Origin of the sequence: Pedobacter endophyticus, from assembly GCF_015679185.1 — a bacterium.
Lineage (GTDB): Bacteria > Bacteroidota > Bacteroidia > Sphingobacteriales > Sphingobacteriaceae > Pedobacter > Pedobacter endophyticus.
The window spans coordinates 5,226,574-5,250,179 of record NZ_CP064939.1 but is presented as its reverse complement, the minus strand read 5'-3'; the positions used below and the strand labels follow the sequence as shown (position 1 = coordinate 5,250,179).

General features: G+C 41.7%; 19 protein-coding genes. 8 read left to right on the top strand and 11 right to left on the bottom strand.

Features of this window, described 5'->3' with window-relative positions; translation table 11 throughout:
* Window positions 1-14: 14 nt before the first annotated feature.
* The 7 genes from IZT61_RS21415 to IZT61_RS21385 all read right to left on the bottom strand — a co-directional run bounded on the left by IZT61_RS21415 (window position 15) and on the right by IZT61_RS21385 (window position 10,507).
* Window positions 15-3,620 carry a BamA/TamA family outer membrane protein gene (locus IZT61_RS21415; protein ID WP_196099031.1) on the bottom strand — a complete coding sequence of 1,202 codons (3,606 nt, stop codon included), beginning with the start codon at window positions 3,618-3,620 and terminating at the stop codon, window positions 15-17.
* 612 nt (window positions 3,621-4,232) lie between these two features.
* Complete coding sequence (locus tag IZT61_RS21410; RefSeq protein WP_196099030.1) at window positions 4,233-4,643, bottom strand: endonuclease domain-containing protein; 411 nt, start codon at window positions 4,641-4,643, stop codon at window positions 4,233-4,235.
* Between the two features lie 539 nt (window positions 4,644-5,182).
* The gene (locus IZT61_RS21405) at window positions 5,183-6,085 is read right to left on the bottom strand and encodes an SdiA-regulated domain-containing protein (RefSeq protein WP_196099029.1); all 903 of its coding nucleotides are present in this window, start codon (window positions 6,083-6,085) and stop codon (window positions 5,183-5,185) included.
* A gap of 10 nt (window positions 6,086-6,095) precedes the next feature.
* Complete coding sequence (gene ppk1, locus IZT61_RS21400) at window positions 6,096-8,129, bottom strand: polyphosphate kinase 1 (RefSeq protein WP_196099028.1); 2,034 nt, start codon at window positions 8,127-8,129, stop codon at window positions 6,096-6,098.
* A gap of 3 nt (window positions 8,130-8,132) precedes the next feature.
* Window positions 8,133-9,347 carry a Pycsar system effector family protein gene (locus tag IZT61_RS21395; RefSeq protein ID WP_196099027.1) on the bottom strand — a complete coding sequence of 405 codons (1,215 nt, stop codon included), beginning with the start codon at window positions 9,345-9,347 and terminating at the stop codon, window positions 8,133-8,135.
* Window positions 9,348-9,782: 435 nt separating this feature from the next.
* Window positions 9,783-10,049: a hypothetical protein gene (locus IZT61_RS21390; RefSeq protein WP_196099026.1), complete on the bottom strand. Its 267-nt coding sequence runs from the start codon at window positions 10,047-10,049 to the stop codon at window positions 9,783-9,785.
* Between the two features lie 98 nt (window positions 10,050-10,147).
* On the bottom strand, window positions 10,148-10,507 hold the full coding sequence (locus IZT61_RS21385) for a hypothetical protein (RefSeq protein WP_196099025.1): 360 nt from the start codon (window positions 10,505-10,507) through the stop codon (window positions 10,148-10,150).
* Window positions 10,508-10,966: 459 nt separating this feature from the next.
* Here IZT61_RS21385 and IZT61_RS21380 point away from each other — a divergent pair, with 459 nt between their 5' ends.
* A complete protein-coding gene (locus tag IZT61_RS21380; protein WP_196099024.1) occupies window positions 10,967-11,974 on the top strand; it encodes an SDR family oxidoreductase in 1,008 nt (335 codons plus the stop codon).
* A gap of 279 nt (window positions 11,975-12,253) precedes the next feature.
* On the opposite strand, the gene IZT61_RS21375 is transcribed toward IZT61_RS21380, so the two are convergent.
* A complete protein-coding gene (locus IZT61_RS21375; protein WP_196099023.1) occupies window positions 12,254-14,818 on the bottom strand; it encodes a M1 family aminopeptidase in 2,565 nt (854 codons plus the stop codon).
* Window positions 14,819-15,349: 531 nt separating this feature from the next.
* On the opposite strand from IZT61_RS21375, the gene IZT61_RS21370 reads away from it, so the two are divergent.
* Window positions 15,350-15,838, top strand: coding sequence for a hypothetical protein (locus IZT61_RS21370; RefSeq protein WP_196099022.1), 489 nt, complete (start codon window positions 15,350-15,352; stop codon window positions 15,836-15,838).
* A gap of 5 nt (window positions 15,839-15,843) precedes the next feature.
* A complete protein-coding gene (locus IZT61_RS21365; RefSeq protein ID WP_196099021.1) occupies window positions 15,844-16,785 on the top strand; it encodes an oxygenase MpaB family protein in 942 nt (313 codons plus the stop codon).
* Window positions 16,786-16,941: 156 nt separating this feature from the next.
* Here the strand turns inward: IZT61_RS21365 and IZT61_RS21360 are convergent, their stop codons facing one another.
* The 3 genes from IZT61_RS21360 to IZT61_RS21350 are packed head-to-tail and all read right to left on the bottom strand — an operon-like array spanning window position 16,942 to window position 18,443.
* A complete protein-coding gene (locus IZT61_RS21360; RefSeq protein ID WP_196099020.1) occupies window positions 16,942-17,523 on the bottom strand; it encodes a peroxiredoxin-like family protein in 582 nt (193 codons plus the stop codon).
* A gap of 54 nt (window positions 17,524-17,577) precedes the next feature.
* A complete protein-coding gene (locus IZT61_RS21355) occupies window positions 17,578-17,844 on the bottom strand; it encodes a hypothetical protein (protein WP_196099019.1) in 267 nt (88 codons plus the stop codon).
* Between the two features lie 2 nt (window positions 17,845-17,846).
* A complete protein-coding gene (locus tag IZT61_RS21350; RefSeq protein ID WP_196099018.1) occupies window positions 17,847-18,443 on the bottom strand; it encodes a sigma-70 family RNA polymerase sigma factor in 597 nt (198 codons plus the stop codon).
* A 191-nt stretch (window positions 18,444-18,634) separates the two neighbouring features.
* Between IZT61_RS21350 and IZT61_RS21345 the strand changes: the two genes are divergently transcribed.
* From IZT61_RS21345 to IZT61_RS21325, 5 genes are all read left to right on the top strand, one after another.
* Window positions 18,635-19,357, top strand: coding sequence for a cytochrome b/b6 domain-containing protein (locus IZT61_RS21345; protein WP_196099017.1), 723 nt, complete (start codon window positions 18,635-18,637; stop codon window positions 19,355-19,357).
* Window positions 19,329-20,120 carry a molybdopterin-dependent oxidoreductase gene (locus IZT61_RS21340; RefSeq protein ID WP_196099016.1) on the top strand — a complete coding sequence of 264 codons (792 nt, stop codon included), beginning with the start codon at window positions 19,329-19,331 and terminating at the stop codon, window positions 20,118-20,120. The genes IZT61_RS21345 and IZT61_RS21340 overlap by 29 nt, the downstream gene beginning before the upstream one ends.
* A 933-nt stretch (window positions 20,121-21,053) precedes the next feature.
* Complete coding sequence (locus IZT61_RS21335; protein WP_196099015.1) at window positions 21,054-21,647, top strand: Crp/Fnr family transcriptional regulator; 594 nt, start codon at window positions 21,054-21,056, stop codon at window positions 21,645-21,647.
* A 167-nt stretch (window positions 21,648-21,814) separates the two neighbouring features.
* A complete protein-coding gene (locus tag IZT61_RS21330) occupies window positions 21,815-22,597 on the top strand; it encodes a (2Fe-2S)-binding protein (protein WP_196099014.1) in 783 nt (260 codons plus the stop codon).
* Window positions 22,598-22,615: 18 nt separating this feature from the next.
* On the top strand, window positions 22,616-23,599 hold the full coding sequence (locus IZT61_RS21325; RefSeq protein ID WP_196099013.1) for an FAD binding domain-containing protein: 984 nt from the start codon (window positions 22,616-22,618) through the stop codon (window positions 23,597-23,599).
* Window positions 23,600-23,606 lie beyond the last annotated feature (7 nt).

Sequence of the window (23,606 nt, the reverse complement as noted above, 5' to 3'; positions counted from 1 at the left end):
CAATCGCACCAATATTAGTACCTAAAGTTTAGCGAAACGTAAGGATACCAGCCATCTGTAGAATGACCCACTATAAATCGAACAACTGTGAGTGATGCCGGAGCGAAATATACCCCTCCGCCAACGCCGTGGTGCCAGGTATCCGAAACTTCGTTTCGCTTCCACACGCGGCCTACATCGTAAAAACCTAATAAGCCGACCTGCCCGGGTAAAACGTAGCTTACTAAATCACCTAGTTTGGCTCTGAGCTCTAAATTATTGTAGAATAGGTGCTCACCAGCAAACCTGAACTGACGGTAACCCAATAAATTGCCCTGCCCGCCAAGAAACAGCGACTGGTAATATGCGGGCTTTCCTATGGTAAAACCGCCGCCAAACCGATCGGCGAAAATGAAGTTCTTTCTTCCATCGAGGTTTTTATAAAGGGAAATGCTGCCCGTAAACTGACCGAACGAATTTGAATATTTATTGATGCCCTTAAAGCCTACGAGCTTAAAATCGACATAACTTCCTAATGTTGGCAGCAAATCATTATCGCGGGTATTGTTGATGAAGTTAACGGTTGCCCCGGCAAACATTTTCTCGTTGCGTACCGTTGAGCTATCGGCGGAGTGCAACTTGCTTTGCTCCAATATGAAACGCCCCTGATTATCATCTTGATCAAATGTGTAATATTGATAGGACGGGCCTACAGAAAACGTCGATTTTGGTCGCCGCCAACGTATCGCCGCATCAACCTGATACAGACTAAACCTTGCCCGGTAATATTTAATATCATCGCCATGTTCATCGAAACGGGTGTCGTTGCCAAGCCCAAAGAAATTTTGTGTATTGTTTGGTGCATACACATTCCCGTTAACTACCAAATCGCCCTTACCTAAGGCCTTTAACCATTCTCCTTTATAATTAAATCGGTAGGCCCGGGTAGAAAATGAGTGCAAAAATGAAACGGTTTGCGAGTTTCCCCAAGGCTGTTTTCTGAACCCAGGGTTGGTTTGATTATAAATTAAACCGAGTAAAACACCATCGTCATTATTGTAACCCGCATTGATCAGCCACGAATTTCTGCGGTACATATCTTTCGGGATGTAGCTGAAGTTTGCCGTATCATTTGAAATGATTTTTCTGATTCGATCTTTATCTTCGCCTTCGTAGGTTGCTTTGTCGGTTCTGCCATACAGTTTAACCTTACCGTTACTATTTGCAAAATCGTAATACTTGTCGCCTTTGCCGCCGATAATCCGAATTTTGATCTTTGAATTTTTATTATCTAATAAGAGGCTATCTTTTCCATTGTGCATGTAAATGCGAAGCTCCTTTGTAACTTTCGGATCGAACTTGCGGTCGAATAATTCATCTTTGATGTTCCCTTCTTTCGATATTTTATTGATTTTTACCCGAAGCCCATCGTTTTTAGTGTCGGTAACTTTAATCAGCTCATTCTTGTTGGTTAACTCTATGTCCACAATTCGGTTGAAGAAGTGATAATAATCATTCATCATTTTAGGCATATTGGCAATACGCTCGCGCAGGGTTGCCAAAAACACGTCGTGATGTAGCGAGTAACTCGGTTCAGGAAGCTTGCGCAGGGCTTTTTCAAACACTTCATCGTTATAGTTTGCACAGAAATCGCGAACGATTTTATCAAATTCCTCTTCGTCGATGTTGGCTGTCCAACGGCTACTGATTTCCCTTCCCTCCCATAAAAACCAGTTGATATTTTTAATCGGGCGTTCGTAACCCTGCATCATAGGCAATAAAGAGGAGCTTTGCGTGTAACGTTGCATAAAACCATCAGACATAAAAAATACCTGATCGCGATCTCTGGGCACAGGGGTATAATTTGAGCCGTCTTTCGTTTTCGTTTCCTTCCAGCGCCATTGATCTTCGTGCCGGTCCCAATCGCCCAGTAATACATCAAGCGCTCTCGCCCTTACCCATCCCGGGCCATCCAGTTTGTTGTCGTTGTCGTCGGTTAACTTCTTATCCATTTTGGGCGAACTGTCCGATTCGCCAACAGGTTCTCTTTCTTCAAAAAGGCAAAGCGTATTTGCAAATGCCGATTCAAACTCTCCAAGGCCATCATCTGGCGAAACCCAGCCAATAATCGGGTTGCTATGCGGAATATTAGCCGCCTTGGCCAACTCGGGCACTACCAATGCCGAAAAAGGATGCTGGGCCGACATGTTATCTTTAATGATGTCTTTGGCAAAAGTGTTTCTCAGTCCTTCGGGCAATAGCACTTCCGGGTATTTTTCTACACTCCGCAGCACATATTCTTTGCCATTTTTATCTTCGAGGCGCAATGAGCGAGATTGATTGCCGCCGCCCCGCTGTGTGGCTTTTAATCCACCCATCATTTTTGAAACATGCAACACCGGAACCTTCGTCCGTTGGGCATATTCTTTGCGATAATTCTCGCCAAACAGAAACCGATGGAACCGGCCTACACTATCGTATTCAGGCTTAATCCTTACAAAAATACTATCAGCCGTAATGGGCTTATCGCGGTTCCTCACTTTCGCCGGGATCACTTCAAACTTTTTGGTATAGCTGTAAACCCTTTTTACACTGGTATCGGAATAAATATAATATTCGTACCGCATATCGTTGTTCGTTAGCTGATCTGCAACCACATAACCCTGTTGCATTTCGTGAAACAGTGAGTTTTTTCCCTGCTTATTGGGCGATACTTTTGAACCCGAACCACTTACAATTTGAAGTTGCTTGCTTTTTATAAGCTGCAAGCCATGTTCGTGGCCGGCAACATAGGTTACATTCGGATAATCGCCAAAAACGCCAGTAACCGATTTGATCATATCTTTATAGGCCGGATGATTTAAATCTTCAGGACTCAATAAAGTCGACCTCAGCAAAGGATAAATCGCCCCAATAACAGGCATCGGGATGTATAGATTTTTATTTAGCGAGGTTAGCGGAAAAAAGTAGTTACGTAAATTGAAGTAGCCCCCGTGCGGCCCATAACTTTGAAAAGGATGGTGCGAGGCCAGCAAAATCATTTTATCTTTATTTTGCTCTAATAATTGCTCCATTCGTACCAGTACTTCGTCCTTTGTGCGGCATTCACATTCGCCCGCAGAGTTTGATTTGTTGTACGGAAAAAGCCACCACTCGCTGTCGTAAGCGATGATGGTAAGCTTGTCGGTAAGTTTTATTGCCACAGGATCTGGACAGCCGTTGTCGGGTATGAGCTTTAATAACGGATCATTTTGAGCCTTCAGGTAATCATCCTGAGCCTTGATTTTGGCTAAGCCCTTTGGCCCCGATTTATCCCAATCGTGATTGCCGGGCAAAAAATAAACCGCCGCTCCCATCGCCCGCATCGGCTCAAATTGCGATCTCAGGATTTTCTTTGTCTCTTCTTCTTCTACACTTCCCGGCAAACCCATTCCGGTGGGATAAATGTTATCGCCGAGGTAAAGCACAGTGGTCTTTTTCGGGATGATCTGTTTGGCAGCATTTTTTAAATCCTGCATTTGTGCAGGATTCATTTCACCAGCATCGCCAAAAAGTATCACCCGATATTTCACATCTTCCTGCGCAGAAGCCACGAAAAAGGTTAAAATTGAGATTATAGCTAGGGTAAATGTTTTAATCATAGTAAGCGTATTCTTGATAATACCGTTTAAATTTAATATTTTAAGATCAGCACCGCAAACCGTTATTAGTGGGCGCTGTCTTTTTATTTTTTGTGGTTTTCAAAAGTCATCCCCCTGCCCCCTTCGAAGGGGGAAATGGGACTGTGGGTAGAGTCAAAGTTCTGTAGCATATAATCGGAGCAATGGTTCTCAGTTCTTTATCTTAAATTTCATCCCCCTGCCCCCTTCGAAGGGGGAAATGGGAATGTGGGTAGAGTCAGAGTTCTGCACCATATAATCGGAGCAATGTTTCTCAGTTCTCGATATTAAATTCATCCCCCTGCCCCCTTCGAAGGGGGAAATGGGACGGTGGGTAGAGTCAAAGTGCTGTAGCATATAATCGGAGTAATGGTTCTCAGTTCTTTATCTTAAATTTCATCCCTCTGCCCCCTTCGAAGGGGGAAATGGGACTGTGGGTAGAGTCAGAGTTCTGCAGCATATAATCGGAGCAATGGTTCTCAGTTCTTGATATTAAATTAAACCCCCGCCCCATGGAAGAGAGAAATAGGCTTGTGCTTAAACTGACCCAAAAAATCGTTAACCAAACCACTGGTTATCAATTCTTTCTACCTTTCATAGATGCTGTCCCCCTTCGAAGGGGGTTGGGGGATGACTCTCTTCTCTTTCCAATATATAATTTTGGATTGTCCGATTCACATTTTCTATATCATCCATTATTTCATTGTCGTTAAATCTTATTATATTAAAACCTAATTCTATTAAGGCTAGTTCGCGTTTTTTATCCTTTTCAAACTGACCCGCCCAGTTATGCGTAAGACCGTCTACCTCAATGATTAACTTTAAATCCTTGGAGAAAAAATCAACGATGTAATCTCCAATTGGTCTCTGTCTTAAAAATGGATACCCTAACATTTGCTTATTTCTCAACAACTCGCACCACAATCTTATTTCTGCCTTGGTGCCATCTTTTCGGTGCGACCTGGCAAAACTTTTTAGTTTTTGGTTGTAATTATTGTTGTTCATATGTTTATAAAATCATCCCCCTGCCCCCTTCGAAGGGGGAAATAGGCCTGTGCTTAAACTATCCCTGCAAATCGTTATCCAGACCATTGGTTCTCAATTGTTTCTACCTTTCATAGACGCCGTCCCCCTTTGAAGGGGCAAATGGGACTGTGCTTAAACTAGCCCTGCAAATCGTTAACCAGAGCATTGGCTATCAGTGCTTTATTTTAAAATCATCCCCTGCCTCCTTCAAAGGGGCAAATGGGACTGTGCTTAAACTAGCCCTGCAAATCGTTAACCAGAGCACTGGTTCTCAATTGTTTCTACCTTTCATAGATGCCGTCCCCCTTTGAAGGGGGTTGGGGGATGATCACCTGCTTTCTGATTTAAATTTACGCTTACCAATCCCTTCTCACTTTCAACATTCATCCCCCTGCCCCCCTTCGAAGGGGGAAATGGGACTGTGGGTAGAGTCAAAGTTTGCAGCATATAATCGGAGCAATGGTTATCAGTTGTTTATCTTAAATTTCATCCCGGTGACTCCTGACTTTCGGACTATTTTACTTTTTCAATTTAAACATCAATATATTACCAGCCGATAGTGTTCCTCCCTCGTTAGAAATGTAAAGGTTGTTGTCTTTATCAAATGCGATTCCTTCGGGCTGGTTAAAAAGATCGCCTTTTAGCGGATATGCGGCTTTAACTTTAAAATTTGCATCGGTAGTTACGAGCATTTTGTTAATCGACGATAAGATGTACCACTCGCCTGTTGATGGGTTTTTTGCTAGCGCCGATGGCCGGAACTTTACCTTCGATTCTCCAGATACCGACTCAATATCTTTATTTGCTAAGGCGTAAGTATCACCCGGTTCGAATTTGCCGCCATTAAACTGAAATGAAAAGATATCCGTTTGGTTCGACTTGCCTTTTTTTACTTCCTTGGTTAAAATATAAATTGTGCCCGCTTTCTCATCAGCCGCCAATCCTTCGTATTCGGCCTTTGGTACCAGGTCTTTTGTTTTAATTACATCAGCAACTTCGGCCTTGTTAATCTCGGCAATCGGGAAATGGTGCAGTTCGCCATTGCTTTTTAAGATGATTACGTGATCATTCACAATAGCCAAATCCTCATAATCGCCCTTCCCTCCAAATTTTGTCGATTGCGCCTGCTTATCGGTCAAACCCAGGTGGAACAAATCGCCGTCTTCATCCTGAATTGCAAAAACCTTGTTGGCGTTGCCATTATGAAATGTAATTCCAGAGATTTCGAACAAGCTTTGAGGCATATTGTATTCAACAGGATTATCGAGATCGTACGGAAGTACGGGCTTTGGGCCCTCGGCAGCCGCAGCTTTATCCGACGACTTTTTATCGTCGTTGTTTGCATTTACACACGATGCGCCCATAAAAACGACTGTTAACAATACTAAAATAGAAGTAGTTGAGATTTTAAAGGTATTCATAGAATGGAAATTATTTTTTGTTTTTCAAATATTGGTAAATGGCATGTTGCGATGAAACAGCGGCGCCAGTTTTTTCAACCGCTACGTTGTCCATGTTTTCGTTAATAGTAACAGCCTGAACGTTGTCGTGTTTCTGAATATCGATGATATCCAAAAGTTCTTGTTTAATTTCGGCATCGTTAATTGGAAAGCAAACCTCTATTCTTCGGTAGATGTTCCTGTTCATCCAATCGGCAGAGCCCAAATAGACATCATTTTTTCCGAGATTATGGAACACAAAAATCCGACCATGTTCAAGATACCGATCTACAATTCTGATGATTTTGATGTTCTCGCTCATTCCCTTTACTCCTGGAATCAATCGGCATATACTTCTGATAATAAGTTCTATTTTAACCCCCACCTGCGATGCCTCGTAAAGCTTTTCAATCAAAACTTTCTCTTCAAGATTGTTCATCTTAATGGTAATTGCCGCGGGCTGACCATTTTTTGCATGCTCAATTTCTCGTGCTATTAAAGCTAAAAAAGCAGTTTGAAGGTTAAATTGCGCCACCAAAAGCTGCTTAAATTCGATAAGATCTGATGAGGTGGGCTTTTTGCGCTTGGCCAAAAAGATGAACAACAGCTCTACTTCCCTCAACATCTCTTTATTCGCCGTCATTAAGATGTGATCGGTATAAAAAGCGGCTGTACTCTCGTTAAAGTTACCCGTTGCAAACAAGCCTACATAATGCATTCTCGAACCCACCTTTCGCTTAACCAGAGCCACCTTGGCGTGCACCTTCAATGCCGTTACGCTGTAAATAATATCGACCCCAACAGCTTTCATTTTTTTTGCCCATTTGATATTGTTTGCCTCATCAAAACGTGCCTTAAGCTCAACCAATACGGTAACTTTCTTACCGTTTTTAGCGGCACTAATCAACGCATTAACAATTTTCGAATCGCTGGCTACCCGGTAAAGCGTTACATAAATCTCTTTAACGGTTTCATCAATGGCAGCTTCGTTAAAAAAGCGCAAAACACTATCGTAACTTTGGTACGGGGTATGAACAATGATATCTTTCTTATAAATCGCGTCGGTAAGCGTTCCGTTGATACTATCGGTACTCGGAATTTTTGGCCACTCCATGTTCGAAAGCTGTGCGTTTTTAATGGGAAAGCCCATCAAATCTTTTAAATTATGGTACTGGCCGCCTGCTATACTATTGGCTTTTTTAAGGTTAAAAACTGTTTTTAGCAAGCTGATGACTTCTTTTGGGATGCCGGGTTGATGAAGAAAACGCGTAGCGAGTCCCAAATCGCGTTTTAATAACTGCTTTTCGAGCTGCTCAGAAAGGTTGCCAGCGTATTCATCCTTGAGGTCGATTTCGGCATCCCTTGTAACCTTAAAACTGTAGCAACCGCTCACTTCATGGTTTGGAAAAACCCGATCAAGATGGAAGCGGATGATGTCATCAAGAAATAGTACAAAAGTCTGGCCCCCATCTTCAACCTTATAAAACCGGGGTAACTCGTTAGAGGGGATGTTTAAGATAACCGATTTATCGGCTTCGTTATTTTTTAAGGTAACAACGAAATAAAGCTCGTTATTGGATGGGAAGAAATCAGTATCCTCATTTAAATAAACAGGCTGTAAAAATGCGAGAACCTGACTTAAAAAGTACTGGGTAACTGGTTTTCGAATATGCTCTGGGTACGCCTCGCCATAGATTAAATTGATATGGTGGATTTTCAATTCAGGAATAATCGATTCCTTCAATATTTTTCCGTACTGCTGTTGTTGAGTTAAAATAAGCGCATTGGCGGAACTTAAAAGGTCATCATCAATTTTTATGTCGTTATCATTGCGGTTACTCAATTTCTCGAGCGCCAAAAGAACGGGCATTCTCACGCGGTAAAATTCGTCGAGATTTGATGAAAAAATCGACAAAAACTTAATGCGCTCCAAAACAGGCACCGAACTGCGCCCGGCCTCCATTAAAATGCGTTCGTTAAATTTGAGCCAGCTTAAATCTCTGTTAAAAAAGGATGTTTTAATCATCTATTAAAGTTTTCCGTATGCTGCATAAGCGATTACAAAGGCAAAAACTGCCGCAATCAGCCCCCACATAAAAATATTATAGGCCAAACGGATCAATTTATATTTACGGCCTAAAACAACGCCTTGCGAATACACATCGGTAATCAGCGTTCCGTAAAGAAAGTCCTTATCATTCATAACCTTAATCATCCCGTCGGTGTAACTCGGCAGGCTCATTTTATAAAAATTGCCAAAAAATAACAGGTTCACCTTTTTGTTGTCGATATCTTCTTTCGAGAACTCTCCCTTGGGAATGGATGGCCTTGTAGATAAAATTGAAACGACCACGCAGGTTAAACTCACTAACAATAAAATGAAGGTTGGGATAATCAAGTTGCCATGATCGTCGAGCCTGCGCAAAAGTAAGCTCACAATTAACGAAAGCATGATCGAATTCACGGTGATTAAGATGTGTGCCTTATTATCGGCCATATCGCTCAGGCGCTGGTTATTTGCCGAGGTAATTCTAAACATCGTTTCAATGCCCTTGTCAGGTCGGTTGTCCTTGTCTCTTTTGCCCTTTCCCTGCACCACAACAGGCGCCAGGTTTTTAGGCTCGGCAACTTCGGTCGAAATTTCTTCCTGAACGGTAAGCTTGCTTTTCAATTTGTTAATGTTGGCCTGTTTTTGATCGTTTAATAAAAGAATGGCGTAATCGGTATGGTACCGATGCGTTTCCATAAACTGAATGTCTCTTTTGCGCCACTCGAGTTTGCTAATGTCTTTTTTATGCAGCAACTCAGCTTCTTTGTGCATCAATTTGCCTTTTTTCCTGAAATCGGGCAGGCCCAAATGATAGAGATCGGCATCACAAATGATTTTTTCAATCTGGTTCTTTGGCGATTGCGGAATTTTTGTGGCCAGAATAGCGCTCTTCACATTTTCGCGTATTTCATCTTTGACTTTGTGTTCTGCTAAAAATTTGTCTGCCAGTTCTGCGCCTTTCGCCTCGTGATTTAACGAATCTTCAAAATAGCCTGTATCGTGAAAATAGGCTGCCACTGTTACCGCAAAAAAATCCTGCTCGTTTAGCTGATAGTGGTTTGCAATTCGTTGCGCAGCGCTTACAACTTCTTTGGTATGCTCAAAATTATGATAAACCAATCGCGGGTCGGTATGTGTGTGAAAGTAATTGCTAATGTGTTTTTCTACATCTTCCTGCAATTGTTTATAGTTCATGGGTGGATTATCTTTTGGTGGTTTAAGGTTTTCCGAAGAAATGCATCTTGTTTAAATGCATTTATCGCAAAATTGTTTTAGCTTTTTTATGCTGATAAAATTAAGCTAATTTTTGCGAAAAGTGAGTGAAAGGATCAAAGTGCAGAAAAATCGCTTCCAAAAAAGCAATGGTACAAAAAAAATAGCCATAGAAACACAGCAATCGCAAAAAGGGAATAAAATTTTTCGGTGTTTTTGCAGCCCTGTAGCAAGCACAATGCTTAAATTTTGGAACTGATATACCTGGAAAAAGAATACATTGGCACGAGAAAGGCTAAAGCGATTTGCCTGGGCCACAGCAATTTTTTAAGTAAGAAAAATTTTATACAGCTGCGCCGCGAAATGCACCAGGCGTGAAATCGCAGCAAATGGAACCGTGTAAATTATAAAGGCCGACTAAACAACATCAAATAAATTGTAAAGATGTGTTGTAGACATCGAAACCAGCATGCTTCTTATCATGCCATTTTTATACAGCCTGGCGTGACATTTCCACAATATCCTTTCGAACTCAAAATCGATTTCACGAGCTACTTTCTTTCGGAGAAATTCTTTATAGGGGTTATTATCAGACAATGCCCGCTCAATGAGATCAATTTTTCGCGAAAATTTATTATGAAATTGATGTACCGCTACGTTTAACCTGATAATTTCCTGCTTCATACTATAAAAATAAACTGCAATAGATAGAAAAACAATATTTTAGATTTTTTTGCTCAGAATTTTACTAGTTTTTATAATTTATGTAAACAATTACCCAACTAATAGGAATACTTTTTCGACTGGAACTCCAAAAGTTCATTTATTTTTTGCTGTCGATACTTGTGAACGATTAACGAATCGCTGGGACTTAACTGCTTAAATACAGCAAGGTATTTCACCATAATCGGATTTACCAGGCTATCTACGGTTCGTTTTTTCAATTCGCCAGAAATGCCCTTTTTAACCAATGTGCTGCTTTGATCTATTAAGCCCTGGGCACTATCAACTAAATTGACTGCAGCAATAGGGTTCATCATGCCAAAGGTGTCTTCCTCCATACTATCTAATGCATTATTTGAAGTAGAGTTGGATTTGCAGGCAAAAACCACACTTAAAAGGATAGGTAATAAATTTTTCATAACTCAGCCTTTCATCAATCAAAAAGCATGCGAACGGAAGGGCTGGACAACAAAATGTAAAAGCCTTCACAAAAAGATTCACATGTTACAGAAAAAGCAATACGTTTAAATGGATTTAATAATGTACTGATTGTGGCTCATTTAGCTTTGAGCAAAAAAGCGCTTAGCCTTAAAGCGCTTCATTTAGGTTGGTTATTTTGTAAAACCGGCTCAACATGATGTGATCGCGTATTCTTTGAAGGATTTGGGCACTTATGCTTCAAAATAGCAAAAAACCAGATTAAACGGTCTAAAATTAACAGCTTTTCGGACGTGATTGGCCAGTTTTTGGGTGGAGATTGCACGATTGTTTACTGCGATTACTTTTCAGGGCAGTTTTCAGTCGCTTTTTTTTGAGAAAATTTAAACCATGTACTTAAATGCTTGGTTATAAAATCATACCTCAGAAAAACAGATAACATGGAAAACGAAAACACAATGACCCGACGTAAAGCCCTGGGTGGCCTGGGTTTAGGACTTGCTGCAATTGCAGTTTCGCCGGTAGTAGGCGCAGCAGAAATGCCACTGGAAATGAACCCTTTAGGAAATGCACTTGAAGATCCGACTACAAAATATCCGAAGCCACCTTTTACGCATCAAAACCAACCTTGGCCGGCGCTTGCCAGTAAAATGAACCCGAGGCCGGACCATGGGGAAGAAAGCTATAAAGGTTCTGGCCGATTAATGGGAAGAAAGGCGCTTATTACCGGCGGAGACTCGGGAATGGGACGTGCAGCAGCCATTGCGTATGCCAGAGAGGGCGCCGATGTAGCGATAAACTACCTTCCGCAAGAAGAACCTGATGCAAAAGAAGTAGTGGCCCTGATAAAAAAAGCGGGCAGAAAGGCTGTGGCTATTCCCGGTGATATCCGTGACGAAGCATTTTGCCAGAAACTGGTTAGTGAAGCGGTGAAGCAACTTGGCGGGTTGGATATTGTGGTCAGCAACGCCGCACGCCAGCAGTCTACCGAATCGCTTTTGGATTTAACTACGGAGCAATTCGACTGGACGATTAAGACGAACATATATGCTCCTTTTTGGATTATCAAAGCTTCGATACCGCATTTAAAACCGGGCTCATCAATTATTGGAACAACCTCAGTTCAGGCTACAGATCCATCGCCAGATTTATTCGATTATGCGCAAACAAAGGCTGCCACCACTAATTTTGTGAAATCGCTGGCAAAGCAACTTGGCCCGAAAGGAATTAGGGTAAACGGAGTAGCACCGGGACCAATATGGACGCCGCTGCAAATGGGTGGAGGCTCGACACCGGAGAAGTTAAAGAATTTTGGCGGAGAAACACCGCTCGGCCGACCCGGACAACCTGCCGAACTGGCCTCGATATATGTACAACTGGCGGCTAATGATGCAAGTTTTTCAACGGGGCAAATTTACGGTGCAGCCGGTGGAAGTGGACAGCCGTAAGCCTGGTTCAGCTCCCGTAGATTTGAGGATCGCGAATTGGGTATGATAATTTATGCGACCCACAATTCGATGATTATCTGCTGTTAACCTGGGATAACGAAAAAATATCGTCATCTTGAGTGGAGTCGAAGGGTAGACAATTCTTTTATCCTTACAGAAAGTCTTCGACTCCGCTCAGACTGACAACTGACAGGCGGAATTAATAGCATTGCCGCCCATTCGGACCCCCGCTAGTCATGGTTACAAGCAACGCCTTTATTTCTCGTAAAAGCCTCACCCCTATTTGTTGCTCATAATCTTCTGCGCACGGTGAAGATTATCTGTAGCCTGTAAAATCTTGCCTTTCAATTTGGGGTTATAATTTGGATGTTTAGTCAAAAAGTCGGTTACTATTTGGTAGGCCTCATTACTTTGGTAGCCGTTAAATGTTGCGCCAAGCCACGATTGTGGGAAGAAAATATCGCCAGTTCGCTGAATTTCGGCCACCAATTCCAAACTTTTCGGCAAATAGGCAATTGAGGTTTGGTGCCTTAGCGGATGGTTAAGGTAAGCCAATGCGTAACTTACCCAAGCCTCTTTTTCTCTGTTTTTTTGGTCGGCAAGGCTTTCAAAGAATCGATTTCTTTCTGCAACATCGGTTGATAGCGCAGGCATTAAAAAACTGATCCTGTTTTTGCGTTCAACATTGGCTATTCTATCTCGCTGCACGGTTAAAAAGTTAGAAACGGTATCGCTTTTCAAAGCAAGGGTAAACGCCAGGCTGATGTAATCATCTTCGGTTAATTTAACGCCTGCGGGCGATTGCTGTGTGTGCCATATCTGGCGAAGGGTTGCACCTGCGGCACTGGTTAGATAAACATCTTGAAAGGTTTTAAAGAGTATTTTTTTGTTGTTCGCCTCAGGTTCCATTTGCATGCGCTGCCACAAAACCTGCTCTAACCTGGGTGCCAGCGATACTCGCTCGGCAGGCCGCATAAACGACCAGTAAATATTGCCGATATAACCTCCAAGCAAACGCAGGTTCATTTCATTTTTTTCTTTTTGAATGCCTGTGATCAAAAGCTCGAGTAACGAAGCTGGCTTTAACGACCTGCCGGATAACAAATTTTCGTAAAGATTGATATAGGCCGAGGCCCTTTCGAGCGGCGTTTTCAAGTTTACCAAATCTTCAATGCTATTAGAATCGATAGGAAATAAACCATAACCCAACGCATCTGTATTAAAGATTAAATATTTCGGTCGCGGTAGGTTTATGGCTTCCTTTATTTCAAGCTTCGCCGCATTCATAGCTACCTTTATATTTTCGCTTCTATCGGCATACACCAACGTAACTGTAAATACCTGTGGCCATACGGCCTGCTCGCCAAACTCCGGATGCTGTTGAATACTCAGTTGATCAATTTTTTCGCCACGATAGCTGATTTTGTAATCAAAAATCGGTCGGCCGGGGCTATTTACCCAAACCTTATTCCACTTGTTCAGGTCTTTTTCGGTATAAGTACTTAAAATACCAATCAAATCGTTCCAGGTGGCGTTGCCGTACGCATATTTCTTTAAGTAGCTACGAATTCCCTGTTGAAAGTTGTCTTTACCCATCAAAAGCTCAAGTTGTCGCATCATAATGGGCGCTTTATGATAAATGATATTACCATACATGGAACCTGCATCCTGCAAGTTATCAAGTTGTTGCCTAATGGCGTTGGCACCGAGTGTTCTATCAACACCGTAAGCGGCGGGGTAATGATCTTGCAGAAACTTGAGATCGAAAGTTTCTTTGCCCATCAGTTTCTCTGTTACTTTATCGGCCATAAAATTGGCAAAAACCTCTTTCATCCACACATCGTTAAACCAGTTCATGGTTACTAAATCTCCGAACCACATATGCGCAGTTTCGTGCGAAATTAAGTTCAGGCGGCCAATTAACTGATCTTTTGTAGCGCCGCCATCTAAAAACAAGCTCGATGCTTTATACTGAACAACCCCGGGATGCTCCATTCCGCCAAATTGAAAATCGGGAATGGCGGCAAAGCCGATTTTTTGAAAGGGAAAAGGAATGTTAGTCCATTGCTCGAGAAAATTAATGGCATCGCCATGCGCCTTAAAAATTGAATCGGTGCTTAGCTTAATTTTAACGCTGTCGGTTTCACGATGCAAAAACTCCTGATTGCGTGCTCCTACTTTTTGATTTACAGACAGGTATTTTCCGGCAGTAAACGAAAACAAATAAGTAGGTAAAAGATCCGAGTTGGCAAACTGGTAGGTTTGGGCGCCTCCATCAGCACTTATGTTTTTTAATTCGCCATTGGCCAAGGCTTTCCAACCTGCCGGAATGGTTAACGACAACAGAAACCTTGCCTTTAGGTTCGGCTGATCGAAGCAGGGAAAAGCACTTCTGGCATGATCGGGAACAAATAAAGCGTAAAGATATTCGGGATTTCTGTTCAATGAGCTGCTGCCCGCAATAAAATCGATCTCCACCGTATTCTCTCCTTTTTTAAGGTACTGTGCGGCCACAATTAAATGCTCATTCTGCAAATCCACGTCAGTTTTTTTACCGTTTACCACAATCTTCGACACCTGATTTGCGGCCTGTTTAAAGTCGATTTGCAGTGCTTCTTTAACGGCTTTTAACTGAAAGGTAAGCTGTTCGCGGCCTGTTATTTCTTCGCTTAAAGCAGCGGGAATATTAAAATGCAATTGGTATTGAACATTGCTGATAATACTGCTGCGCTTATGGGCCAACTGCTCAGAAACACCGTTTTCAACTAAAATTGATTGCTGTGCAATGCCGTTTGAGTGAAAGAAAAATAAAAGATATACAAATAGAACAAACGGTTTGAACATTGCGATTAATAGTTTGCGATTAAATAAGTTGATTGAATGAGGAGATCAAGACTGAAAAACATCACGCTAAAGATAATGATTATCTTCAAAAAAGCCGGCGCTAGGTTATTAAACGTCTTTAATTCGCTCGGACTATCAAGTCTGAACACCTACCGCACGATATACAAAGTAGTCCTTTGGGGCAATGATGATCGCCTTAAAAACGTCATTCATATTGATTTTTCGCTAAAAAAACCACCATCGACATTGCTATCATCTTTTTTGTTTACAGCTACTCACATTTTTTGCTAACCGAATGAATGGAACGCCAACTATGAGCGGCGGCGCTAATTACCTAAGCATCCTATGCATTCCGCTGGTTATGTCTCGCTGGCACATGCTATACGTATTGTAAGCCACCCACACAAAAATTGGTTGATAATTTTAAAATCCCTAGGAAAACCGAATATTTAGTACTTACTTTGCATTACAAAGTACTTTACAAAAAGAAGTTATTGAAAATGAATTTACGCAACGATAAAATTAAAGCACATGAAAACAACAGCGCAAAAGTTAAGGCAGCAGATCAAACTATACATCTGGACAATAATTGTTGGCCTGGCGTTAAGCGGTTTAACTGCTTTCCCGATTGAAACGGAGATGGAAATCCTGGTTCAGCATAACGCAGGCATGCAACCTTCACTTCAAAACTGGCTTAATACAGTGCACGGTGCAATTAAAACGACCAACATAAACTACCCTTTTTTGAGTTACGGCACCGATTGGTTGGCGTTTGCACATTTAATGCTTGCTATTCTTTTTCTAGGGCCATTGCGTAACCCGTTAAAAAACGAATGGATAATTGAGTTTGGCATAATCTGCTGTTTATCAATCATACCGTTGGCCTTAATTGCCGGGTATGTCCGCTCTATTCCGCTGTTTTGGCGATTTATCGATTGCGCTTTCGGCATCGTGGGCATTATTCCGCTTTTGCTTTGTTACCGAAATATACAGCAACTGAAAAGGCTTGAAACGAATTAACGAACATGGAATTTGTAGATAAAGGCTCAATTGTTAGAAAAATTTGGGGAAGCACCGACACTGTCCTTTTTATTTTTGCAGGTGCAGCAGCTGAATTTAGTTTAAATAAGGCGGTCGATTGGCTTTATTATACGGGAAAACTGCCTAAAAACCCATTGGAGCGATTATTTTCTACTGTTGGTTATGCTCAAAAAATAGTTTTCTCGGGCTTCGATGAGGCCAATGCAGCGATAGATCAAATTGCGATGATTCATAAACAGGTGGAAAATGCAAGAGGCACAAAAATACCCGATTGGGCCTACCGCGATGTGCTATTTATGTTGATCGATTACTCGATCAGATCTTTTGAATTATTGGAAAGAAAACTCAATTTAAACGAAAAAGAAGAAATCTTCGATACTTTTTACCGGGTTGGAAATCGGATGTGCATAGCCGGCTTGCCAGAAAATTTTAGCGCCTGGAAAGTTATGCATCAAAAACAGCTGGAAGAAGATTTAATTTGTAGCATTTTCTCAAAAGATCTGTTTATGCAATACAAAATACATCTGGGCGGGCTTCGATTTTATTTAATGCATAAAATACAGGCCAGGCTGGTGCCAAAAAGGGTAAACGAACTCTTAAACCTGGGCAAGAGCAACCTTATTGTCGTTATCCTTGCAGCTTATAAATTTTGCCGCTTTCTGCGCATCAACAAATTTTTGAGGAACATGATTTTACCCGCAAAGTACAAAGCGATGATAGCAAACCTGGAAGTTCATAAAAATCTGATTACAATAAGTTACAGAAGCCAAGTTTTTAAAAAAAAACGAAACCCTAAACGCAGATCCAATAGCTATAGGATTTTGTTTGGCGTCTTAAACCTCTCCCTTTTATTGGCGGTGGTTTCTGCGCTGTCTGTACATCCCTTCCGAAGAAGTCGGAAGGAAAAGCAAAGGCGTTGCTTTTAACCCAAACGTTTATTGGGGGAGGTGATAAACAGCAATGTGAATCCGATAGCTATACGATTTAATTTGGCAGGAAAATTTAAAGAAGTCAAGTTTTAAAAACTTGACTTCTTTGTAAAGCGTCAAAACCAAAAATTGCATTCCGTTATAACATTAAGCTTAAAGTTCGGCCAGCAGGGTTTTTATGGAAGCTCTTTTCTTGTAGTTTGGATCGAAGTGCACATATTTCACCTTTCCCGATTGATCGATAATGTAAGTGGCTGGCACCGGAAGGGTACGGCGGTTATTGCCATTGCTGTTGTTCAAATCGACACCAAAGCTTTTATATTTTGTAAAAGTTGCCTCATCCATCATAAAGTTTACGCCATAGGCTTTCATAATTTCATCGTTTTTATCGGAGATGATCGAGAATCCCGCTCCGGTTTTTTTAACGGTTTTGGCAATGTTTTCGGTAGTTTCTGGTGTTACCCCAACTACAAACGCTCCTTTTGCGGTAAGCAACTGCAACGAATCTTGAAGTGCTTTGACCTGCTTGTTGCAGTAAGGACACCACTGCCCACGATAAAAGAATAACACAACCGCCTTATTCGTTTTTAACAACGCTTTGAGGCTGGTCTTTTTCCCGTTTTGATCGATGCCACTAAATCCGGGAGCAACTGCACCGGCTTGTAAACCTTGTTGCGCCCTGGAATGAAGACCTAAAAAAACAACCAGCGCAATAAATAATACTAATTTCTTCATGATATTTAATTTTCTAGTTAGTCTCACGCCTTGAACATTCCTTACAAAGAGAGATCAGTTTTTATCTATTTTCTTTTCAATCTTTTGTTGTAAATCTTTTTTAAAGTCTTCGTCAAGCTGTAGTTCTTCAGGTTTATATTTGGTGAACAGGTGGTTAATTAGCAGGCTTTGTTGTTCGAAAGTTCTGCACACGGAACAGCCAGCCAGGTGAATTTTAAGCTGCAAAGCCTCGGAAGCGGTAATTTCGGTCAGCGTTTTTTTTTCGATCAAAAAAGTAGCCTGCTTACAATTGTAGATAATCTTTTTTAATGCACCTTTCATAATCAGTTCCAATGTTTTTGAAGGCAGGCCCTCAGGTTAAGTTTTGTTCGGTGCATAATTACCCAGAAGTTGGAATCGCTAAGGTTTAGCGTTGCACAAATTTTTGCCGATGCCAAATCATCGATATGTTTCATTGAAAAAACCGAAAACCACAAGGCGGGCAACTTCTTCAAACAATCATCAAGAATGAGCCCCAGTTCTTTCACAAGCAAGGGGTTTTCTGCATCGAGGCCAAACGCCTGGGGTTCATGGCTGGTATTCCAATGGCCGCTGTCACTTTCGAAAAAATCCCGTTGTTCATTTTCTGCATTTCCAAGCTCCCGTAGCTTCTTCGACGACTGTTTTCTGTAAAAATCTGCAATTTTGTTCTTTATTATTGCGGTTAACCAGGTTTTTTCGTTGCTCCTTCCTTCAAACTTCGATAGTTGTTGCAAGGCAGCCAAAAAAGTATCTTGCACCAAATCCCTTGCAACTTCTTCATCCCTTAATCTCATCATGGCGAAGTGATAGAGGTAATCGGCATATTTTTCTACCCAGGTAATGGGGCTAAGCTTCTGCCCATCAACTATTTCTGCTGTTACAGTTTTGTCTTCATTCATATTTTGATTACATTGTTAAATTCAACAATAACCCAAGTTAACAAACGATTAGTCGTAAACGAATCTATTTCCTTACATAATTTTTGTAAGGAAAGGCAAAGCGGGGCGACGAAGGGTAAATAATTGCGGCGGCAAGTGCTACTGAGACAACAAAAATGTGAATGTGTAACGCCAGTACCAACTAAAAAATTATGAAGGAAATAAAGGAAAAACATTCACTGCTGATGCGATGGACACATTGGGTCAATTTCCCGGTGCTTGCCATTATGATATGGAGTGGCTTGTTTATTTACTGGGCGAATGATGCTTACGGGATTTCGATATTCGGTTTCAGTTTAATTAAGTTTTTTCCGCAGTGGTTTTATCAGTATTTTCATATTCCGCACAGGCTTGCTGAGGGCATGGCATTTCACTTCTTTTTTATGTGGTTTTTTGCAATTAATGGGCTGCTCTACATTATTTATACCCTCTACTCGGGCGCATGGCGAGAACTTGTGCCTAAAAGAAATTCGTTTAGGGAAGCCTGGCAAGTGCTGCTTTACGATTTGCATATCGGCAAAACCACTCCTCCGCAAAACAAGTACAATGCAGCGCAGCGAATCGCCTATACGGCCATTATATTAATGGGCGCCGGCTCGCTAATTACGGGGCTGGCTATTTATAAGCCTGTGCAATTTTTCTGGCTTTGCTGGCTCTGCGGAGGCTATCATCTGGCAAGGATTTTCCATTTTGCGCTAACTATTGGCTATGTGCTTTTCTTTATGGTACACATTATTCAGGTGATTTTGGCCGGATGGAATAATTTCAGATCGGTAATATCGGGCTTCGAAGTTGTAGAAAGCGAAGCGAGTATAAGTAAAAAGGAAACAGAAAAACTACCAGAAAATGGAACCGGAGAACAAAAAGAAGACTAAAGCACCACTTACAATTGAGCAGAAAATAAAACGCCGCAACTTTATTTCGTTCGGCGCATTTTTTGCATTAAGTGGTGGCGCATTTGCGGGTTGGAAGTGGCTGCTCGATGCACCAAACGAAACACCGGGCATTACGGCCGGAACCAGGAAACCTTTAAGAAAAGCCTTAAACAAAACGGAACTTTTCTTCCGTAATCTTTTCAGCAACAAACATCTGGCAAAAACATATCCGAAAGAAAGAGCGGTTAAAAACGTTCGCGTAAATGGCTTAATCGGCATTAGTGATGATAAAAATTTTGACGCATCGACGTGGAAGTTGGAAGTGGAAATCGGTTTGGCAAAACCAATGCACATTGGAATTGAGGAGATTATGGCCCTACCGAGAACAGAAATTATCTTCGATTTTAAATGTGTTGAGGGCTGGGATCAAATTCAGCATTGGGCAGGTGTAAAAATGAAGGATTTCATTGCGCATTATGGTCTCAATGAGCTTGCCGAGAAAGGTTATATGGGCCTGGAAACACCAAATGGCCGTTATTATGTTGGGCTTGAAAAAGACAGCGTTTTGCACCCACAAACCATACTGGCGTATGAAATGAACGGCCAACCGCTAAGCATTAATCACGGTGCTCCGTTAAGGTTGATTATTCCGGTGAAATACGGCATTAAAAACTTAAAGCGAATAGGCAAAATGTATTTCAGTAGCGCCCGCCCGAGAGATTACTGGGCAAAACGGGGCTACGATTACTACTCGGGGTTATAAGGGTGTTGTCATGTTGAACGCCCGCCTGAACGGGCGGTTGCTCATAATACTTTCGCAGCAAAATAGCCGCTTTGGAACACTTCGTACTGCTATATGTAAGCCTAATTGACCACATAGAAACATAGAACACATAGCTTAGCCATTAAACTCTATGTTCCCTATGTGCCTATGTGGTCGAAAATTTATATCGCAAGCGGGTAACGTCAGTTACATTGATTTTTATTCAATAAATTAGAACTGCCATTGACGTTGCTGTTAGACCTGACGCCGCAAAATAGCCGCTTTGGAACATTTCGTATTTGTGTATGTAAGCCTATAATTGACCACATAGAAACATAGAACACATAGCTTAGCCGTAAAGATCTATGTTCCCTATGTGCCTATGTGGTCGGAAATTTGTAAGCAAGCATTAACGTCACCTACATTGATTTTTATCGAATAGATTAGAATTGACGTTGCTGTTAGACCTGATGCAGCAAAATAGCCGCTTTGGAACACTTCGTATTTGTGTATGTAAGCCTATAATTGACCACATAGAAACATAGAATACATAGCTTAGCCATTAAACTCTATGTTTTCTATGTGCCTATGTGGTCGAAAATTTGTAAGCAAGCATTAACGTCACTTACATTAATTTTATCCAATAAATTAGACTGCCATTGACGTTGTTATTAGACTGATGCTGCAAAATAGCCGCTTTGGAACACTTCATATTGCTATATGTAAGCCTATAATTGACCACATAGAAACATAGAACACATAACTTAGCCGTAAAGATCTATGTTCCCTATGTGCCTATGTGGTCGAAAATTTGTAAGCAAGCATTACTGCAACTTTACCCAAATGAAACATAATGTGCATCAGTTTGTTTATTACTTAAAGGAATAAATCATCAAACTAATCATACATTTCACCCTCACATTCTGCCCGTTAATGACCAACATTCAATCGCATTTTCTATCGCCATTAATAGCCTATATCAATAGCTTCGCCCCTGTTTCGCCGGGCTTAATTAAAGAGTACAATGCGTTTTGCCAACCTTTGCTGGCAAAAAAAAATAAGTTTATCCTTTCTCCACTGGATTATAATGCCTCGGTTTACTTTTTAACGAAGGGATTGGTAAGGGGGTTTATTCGCGATGGCGACAAGGACATTACAACCTGGTTCAGTACTGGAAACGAAATTATCGGCGCAATACGCGATCCGGAAGGGCCTGGACATCACTCGCTAGAATATCTTCAGGCTTTGGAAGACTGCGAACTAATCGAAATTCCATACACACTTATCGAATCGACGTTCGAAAAGTTTCCGGAAGGCCCACAAATTGGCAGAAAGTTATTTGCGCTAAAATATTATGCAGCTTCTGAACGGGCTTTTCTGGCCCGAATTCCGAACGCGGCAGATCGGTACCATCACTTTTTAAAGGTGAGCAATCTGGATCTCAACCGAATCCCCATCCGCCACCTGTCGAGTTATTTGGGAATGAGGTTAGAAACTTTAAGTAGAATTAGGGGAAGAAAGGACTAGGTGAACGACTCTTAAGCTTATGTTTTGCAAGGGGTTGACAAAAATAGATGACTATGGGCTTCGTATCATTTTTGATTTGTTGAAACCAAGTATGTTTACTATTGTTTAGCTTCTAACAGTTCGGTATTCAGTTAGTTACGCGCTGTTATCATCATCAAACTAACAACATGAAACAAAACAAAACGCAGCTTACCCCGGAAGAAAAGAAACTTTTTGGCGATTTAATGCCTGAAGATTTGGAAGAAGTTATTCACTCGGGTTTCAACAGAAGACATTTCGTAAAATTAATGGGGCTAGCTACAGCGGGGCTCCTTGCTAGTCACCTTATTGGTGCGGAGCAACTTTTTGCACGTTCGCTTGATTTGGAAGAAATTCCTGATTTGATACCCGAGGCGATTGAAAATGGCGTTACGGTGAACTTTAAGGTGAACTCGAGCTTAAGCAAAGTAACGGTTGATTCGAGAATGACCTTGCTTGATACTTTACGTGAACGGATTGGCTTAACGGGATCGAAAAAGGGTTGCGACCATGGGCAATGTGGTGCATGTACGGTAATTGTAGATGGAAACAGAGTGCTTTCGTGCCTTACACTGGCGGCAAGCTGCGAAGGAAAATCTGTAATCACAATTGAAGGGCTTGCAAAAGAAAACGAGCTCAACCCTATGCAAAGTGCATTTTTGAAACACGATGGTTTTCAATGTGGTTTTTGTACGCCGGGACAAATTTGTTCGGCGGTGGCGCTGATGAAAGAGGCAAAAGAAGGACAGGCAAGCTTCATAACTAAAGATATACGCGAGCACCGACAAGGGATTATGCTATCTGAAGAGGAAATTTCGGAACGGATGTCGGGCAATATTTGCCGATGTGGGGCCTATCCAAACATTGTAGCTGCCATAAAAGAGGCACAAAGCGGCAAAAGTATTGAACAAAGTTGGCTTTTTGCCGGTTAATCTGAACATTGAAGCGATATGACACCATTTAAATTTTCGATAGCAGACAATCCGACTGCCGCAATTGCCGCCCTTACTAAAAATGACCATGCTGCATTTTTGGGCGGCGGAACAAATCTTCTCGATTTGATGAAAGAGCATGTTACAAACCCAACGGAGATTGTTGATTTAGGCAAGTTGGCGTTTAAGGAGATTAAAAATACCAGTTCTGGCATTAGTTTAGGCGCACTGGCAAAAAATACGGATACGGCAAATCATCCCACAATTAGAAAAGATTATCCCTTGCTTAGTAAGGCTATATTGGCTGGTGCATCGGCACAAATCCGAAACATGGCCACCAATGGCGGCAACCTGTTACAGCGAACACGGTGCAGTTACTTTTACGATATTGCCATGCCATGTAATAAACGGCAGCCTGGTAGCGGTTGTGCTGCCATTGATGGATTTAACAGAATGCATGCCGTATTTGGATGGTCGGATAAGTGTGTTGCGGTATATCCCTCAGATATGGCCGTGGCCCTTTCGGCCTTAAATGCATCGGTTAAGGTAATGGCGCAAAACAGTACAGAGCGCACTATTGCCATTCATGATTTCCACCTATTGCCCAACGATCATCCCGAAAAGGATAACAGTTTAAAACATGGTGAGTTGATCACTTCGATCGAAATTCCCAAAAACAACTTCGCAGAACATTCCGCCTATATCAAGGTAAGAGATCGAAATTCTTATGCCTTTGCACTTGTTTCGGTTGCGGTTGGTTTAGAGATGAACGGAAACGTAATTAAAGCTGCTAACATCTCAATGGGTGGGGTTGCGCACAAACCCTGGCGGGCAACAAACGCTGAACAGGCTTTAGTTGGCAAAGCGGCCGTTTTAGCCAATTTTGAGAAAGCTGCCGAAGCGGAAATGCGCTTGGCAAGGCCATTATCGCACAACAAATTTAAAATCGAAATGGGCAAAAACACCTTAATTAATGCACTTGAAGCCGCCTATAAAGGTTAAATCATCA